The sequence below is a fragment of the Geminocystis sp. GBBB08 genome (assembly GCF_016743215.1).
In the GTDB taxonomy this organism is placed as follows: domain Bacteria; phylum Cyanobacteriota; class Cyanobacteriia; order Cyanobacteriales; family Cyanobacteriaceae; genus Geminocystis.
The window spans coordinates 1-4545 of record NZ_VRZC01000233.1; the positions used below are offsets into that span (position 1 = coordinate 1).

Annotated in this window: 3 protein-coding genes and 1 pseudogene; 2 read left to right on the plus strand and 2 right to left on the minus strand. The window is 31.5% G+C overall.

Features of this window, described 5'->3' with window-relative positions; all coding sequences use genetic code 11:
* Positions 1 to 1288, minus strand: a 1288-nt coding sequence (locus tag FWJ34_RS18355; RefSeq protein WP_308256780.1) for a ribulose-bisphosphate carboxylase large subunit, incomplete at its 3' end; no start/stop codon positions are given.
* 543 nt (positions 1289 to 1831) lie between these two features.
* Here FWJ34_RS18355 and FWJ34_RS18360 point away from each other — a divergent pair.
* Together FWJ34_RS18360 and FWJ34_RS18365 are read left to right on the plus strand one after the other, a co-directional pair.
* Positions 1832 to 2050: a hypothetical protein gene (locus FWJ34_RS18360; RefSeq protein ID WP_308256781.1), complete on the plus strand. Its 219-nt coding sequence runs from the start codon at positions 1832 to 1834 to the stop codon at positions 2048 to 2050.
* A gap of 38 nt (positions 2051 to 2088) precedes the next feature.
* A pseudogene (locus FWJ34_RS18365) lies at positions 2089 to 2328 on the plus strand (type II toxin-antitoxin system YafQ family toxin); the annotation flags it as partial.
* A gap of 7 nt (positions 2329 to 2335) precedes the next feature.
* Here FWJ34_RS18365 and FWJ34_RS18370 read toward each other — a convergent pair.
* A partial coding sequence (locus FWJ34_RS18370) for an Eco57I restriction-modification methylase domain-containing protein (protein ID WP_308256782.1) occupies positions 2336 to 4545 on the minus strand: 2210 nt, incomplete at its 5' end.

Sequence of the window (4545 nt, forward strand, 5' to 3'; positions counted from 1 at the left end):
CCTTACGAGCCTGAACACAGGCTTCTAAAGCTACACGGTTAGCAGTAGCTCCAGGTGCGTTACCCCAAGGATGTCCTAAAGTACCACCACCGAACTGTAAACAAGAATCATCACCAAAGATTTCTACAAGCGCAGGCATATGCCACACATGGATACCACCAGAAGCAACAGGCATAGTTCCGGGTAAAGAAGCATAATCTTGGGTAAAGAAGACACCACGAGAACGATCTTCTTCTACATAGTCTTCACGCATTAAGTCAACAAAACCTAAAGTTACCGCGCGGTCGCCTTCTAATTTACCAACAACAGTACCAGAGTGTAAGTGATCACCACCAGACAGACGGAGACATTTAGCTAAAACACGGAAGTGAATACCATGATTTTTTTGACGATCGATTACTGCGTGCATCGCGCGGTGGATGTGGAGTAATAAACCATTGTCACGACAGAATTTAGCTAAGGAAGTGTTAGCGGTGAAACCACCAGTTAAAAAGTCGTGCATAATGATAGGAGTACCGATTTCCTTAGCGAATTCAGCACGTTTCATCATTTCTTCGCAAGTACCAGCGGTTACATTTAAGTAGTGACCTTTGATTTCGTTAGTTTCAGCTTGTGATTTTTCGATGGCCTCTTGAACAAATAAGAAGCGATCGCGCCAACGCATGAAAGGCTGAGAGTTGATGTTTTCATCATCTTTGGTGAAGTCTAAACCACCACGGAGACACTCATAAACTGCACGACCGTAGTTTTTAGCAGATAAACCTAATTTGGGTTTAATGGTACAACCTAAGAGAGGACGACCGTATTTGTTTAACAAGTCACGCTCAACAGTAATACCGTGAGGAGGACCTTGGTAGGTTTTGATTAAAGCAACAGGGAAACGAATATCCTCTAAACGTAAGGCACGGAGAGCTTTAAAACCGAAGACGTTACCAACTAAAGAGGTTAAAACGTTAGTGATTGAACCTTCTTCAAATAAATCTAAAGGATAAGCAACAAATACAAAATACTGATTATCTTCACCCGGTACAGGCTCAACATTGTAACAACGACCTTTATAGCGATCTAAATCAGTTAAACCATCAGTCCATACAGTAGTCCAAGTACCAGTAGAAGACTCTGCTGCTACGGCTGCTGCACACTCTTCAGGGGGAACTCCTGGTTGGGGAGTCATTCTGAAACAGGCTAATAAGTCAGTATCTTTAGGGGTATAGTCAGGGGTGTAATAAGTTAGGCGATAATCCTGTACACCAGCCTTAAATCCAGATTTGGATCCAGCTTGTACCATTTGTCGTTTCCTCCAAATATATAAATTTTCTTTATGGCTTTCTATTTAATAACTTCTATGATAGAGAGTTAGTTTTCAGCTTTTTCGTTTTCGAGAAACATCTTATCATGAAGGGGATCAACTTTTGTGCAAAGAATATTTTTTTTTCGACTATTTTCGATTATTATTTTTTCTAATTTTGATCAGATTAACTAATATCAATTTCCTTGACTTAATAAGCTACTTAACCCTATGATGGTAAGTTCTGTGTTTTTTTATGGCATTAAAACGTTATCTTATACATATTTCGTTACATTTAAAAAACAAGACTATTTTCTAGGTTATTATACTTATTTAAAAAACTTATATAACAATCATAAATCATTCGTGACAAATTAAAACCTTGAGATAAGTTCAATTATCCAGAAAGATCTGCGGTAGAGTTAATAAAAAATAAACTCCTTGTGTTAATGCACTTTTTAGAAGTATAATGAAAACAACAAAACCTGCCACGGCTCTACTACGGTATCCCCAAAGAGGTAGGTTACTTTTTAATTGAAGAAAATGGTTAAAACTTCATCATTTCAACAAGCGATCGAAACAGTAGAAAGATTATCTTTAGAAGAACAAGAAATATTGGTTAATTTAATACAAAAAAGATTGTCTGAACAACGGAGAATAATGTTAAGTAAAGAAATAAAAGAAATTCATCAAGAAATAGAAGAAGGGAAAATAAAATTTGGTACAGTTAATGATTTTTTAACGGAATTAGATCAAGAATGAAAATTGCATGAACTTTTAAATCTTTAAGAGCTTTTAAGAAAATAATTCGTAAAAATTCACTATTAAGAAATTCCATTGAGAGAATTTTAACACAATTAGCAGAAGACCCTTTTCATCCAAGTTTATACAGTCATAAACTTAAAGGTGATTTATCACAAACTTGGTCATGTTCTATTGATTATAGTTATCGTATTATTTTTCAATTTATTGATAATGAAGACAAAACAGAACAAGCAATATTGTTAATAAATTTAGGTTCTCATGATGATGTTTATTAGATAATCATTAACCTTCAATAATCTTAATCTCCTCTTCCGTTAAGCCATACAATTGATACACTAATAAATCAATTTCTCTCTCTAATTTACTGGTATTTGCTAAAGGATTGGCTTTTTTTTCTGTTAATATTTCTGTTACTAATTTGATAAATGGTTTTTCCTCTTTTTCAGTAACTTTTTTTACTGGTATTTGCTCAAAAAATACTTTTCTTAATTCCCTTGTGCCTCCTAAAAGTTCGGGGAAATTATCTCGAAAACAATATTTAAAAAGATTCGAGTTTAAGAAGCTAACTAGCCAAAATATTTGATCACCAACTAAGTGAAAAGATTTATCATTGTGATAGTAATTATTATCTAAATCAATCATAAAATATAAAAATTTAGTCATATTTGGATAAATAATTTTAGGTTTTTCAAAGTCAAGTAAATAAGCACAGTTTCTTAAATTATAAGGTGTTTTACCTTGATCAGTTCTTTTTGCTAATGGAGAGTAAAATTGATCTAAATGTTGTTTAATAGCAGGATAATCTTCTACATTTAAAGGCGAAATTTTTTGATTATTAAATTGATAGCCATTGTGTAAATTAATTAAGTATAAATCTTGAAAATTAGGATAATATTTTTGAATATCTCTACCTCGCAAAATAGGTTTAATAATTTCAGCAGATTTAGCATCTTTTTTAATTAATTCTTCCGTCTTTTCACCATCAATGATAAAAGCATCATTAAAACCTGTTAATATTCCTCTTGATATACTAATATCCCAATCCTTTAAGGGGATACCTTGAGCTTCAATTTTTGCCTTAATTTTTAATACCTCTTGACTTTCAAAACTCCAACTATTCTCAGTTAAATTACATTGTAAAAAGTCTTGTTTGATACTGTTTAAATAACCTTGAAAATCGTTAATATTAACATCATCTTTATTCACGTTACCATAGACTAAAGCCGTATGATTATTTTGACTTTTTTTCACAAAACCTAAAATACAAGCGTCAACGGTAGCCTCATCAAAAACTGCTAAACCACTAAAGTCAATAAAATGAGTTAAACCAGTATTTTCAATCAAAAAATTACGCATTTGTTTACCATAATTTGCCTGGGTAAACTTATTAGAAATAATGAATTGAAAAACGCCATCAGTTTTTAAAAGATGATAGCCTAATTCAACAAAATAAGTTAGTAAATCAGCAATAGAATTATAAATTAAATACTTACTTTTTAATAATGGTTTAAGCTGTGAAAATTCCTCTTGACGAATATAAGGAGGATTACCGATAATAAGATCAAAACCGATAAAATCACCATTATTATTTAACACTTCCGGAAACTCAAAACGCCACTCAAAACCATGACGATAGATAACATTATTTTGCTTATCTTCTATTGCTTGTGTCAATAAATTAATTTGTTTTTCTAAGGCTTTTTCTGTCTTCTCACGGGCTTTTTTTTCCTTAGCCGATTCCGCAAATAAAGATTGTTGATTTTGTAAACTATATAACTCACCTTCTTTTTTTCTTAACTCCTGTTGCAGAGGATCATTACCCGTCATTACTGTAGTAAAATTATCTTTTATTTGCTTAATTAACTTTTCAATTTCCTGTTTTTCTTGTTTGTTTTTAGGGTTATGATAAGTTTTAATTGCCTGTTGATAATCTTCAATGGTTAACTTATGGTTTTTTAAAGCTAATTTTAAATCGGATTGCAAATCAAAACGACTAATTAAGGAGTTACCACATTTAATATTAATATCAATATTAGGTAAAGTTTCTAACTGTTTGGTATGATGATTATAGTAAGCATTTTTTAATAATTCTATCCATAATCTTAAGCGACAAATATTAACCGAATTAATATTAACATCAACCCCAAAAAGACAATTTTCGATAATCTTTTTCTTTTCTTGAAATAAAGTTTCTTGGATAGAATGAGTAAGGGAAAACTTAGGTTTATAAGTATATAATTCTCCGTCTTCATCTTTAATAATTAACTCATCATTTTCTACCTCAATCTCATATTCTTTAATTCTTTTACCTTCGTTATCTTGTAAAATTTTTAATTGACTTTTTAAAGCAATAATTTCATTTAATGCCGAGACTAAAAAATGACCAGAACCGACAGCAGGATCACAAATTTTGAGACTATTAATAATATCATTAACTTCATTTCTTACCTCCGGTTTCTGATATTCAATATATTCTTTTAATTCTTCTATAT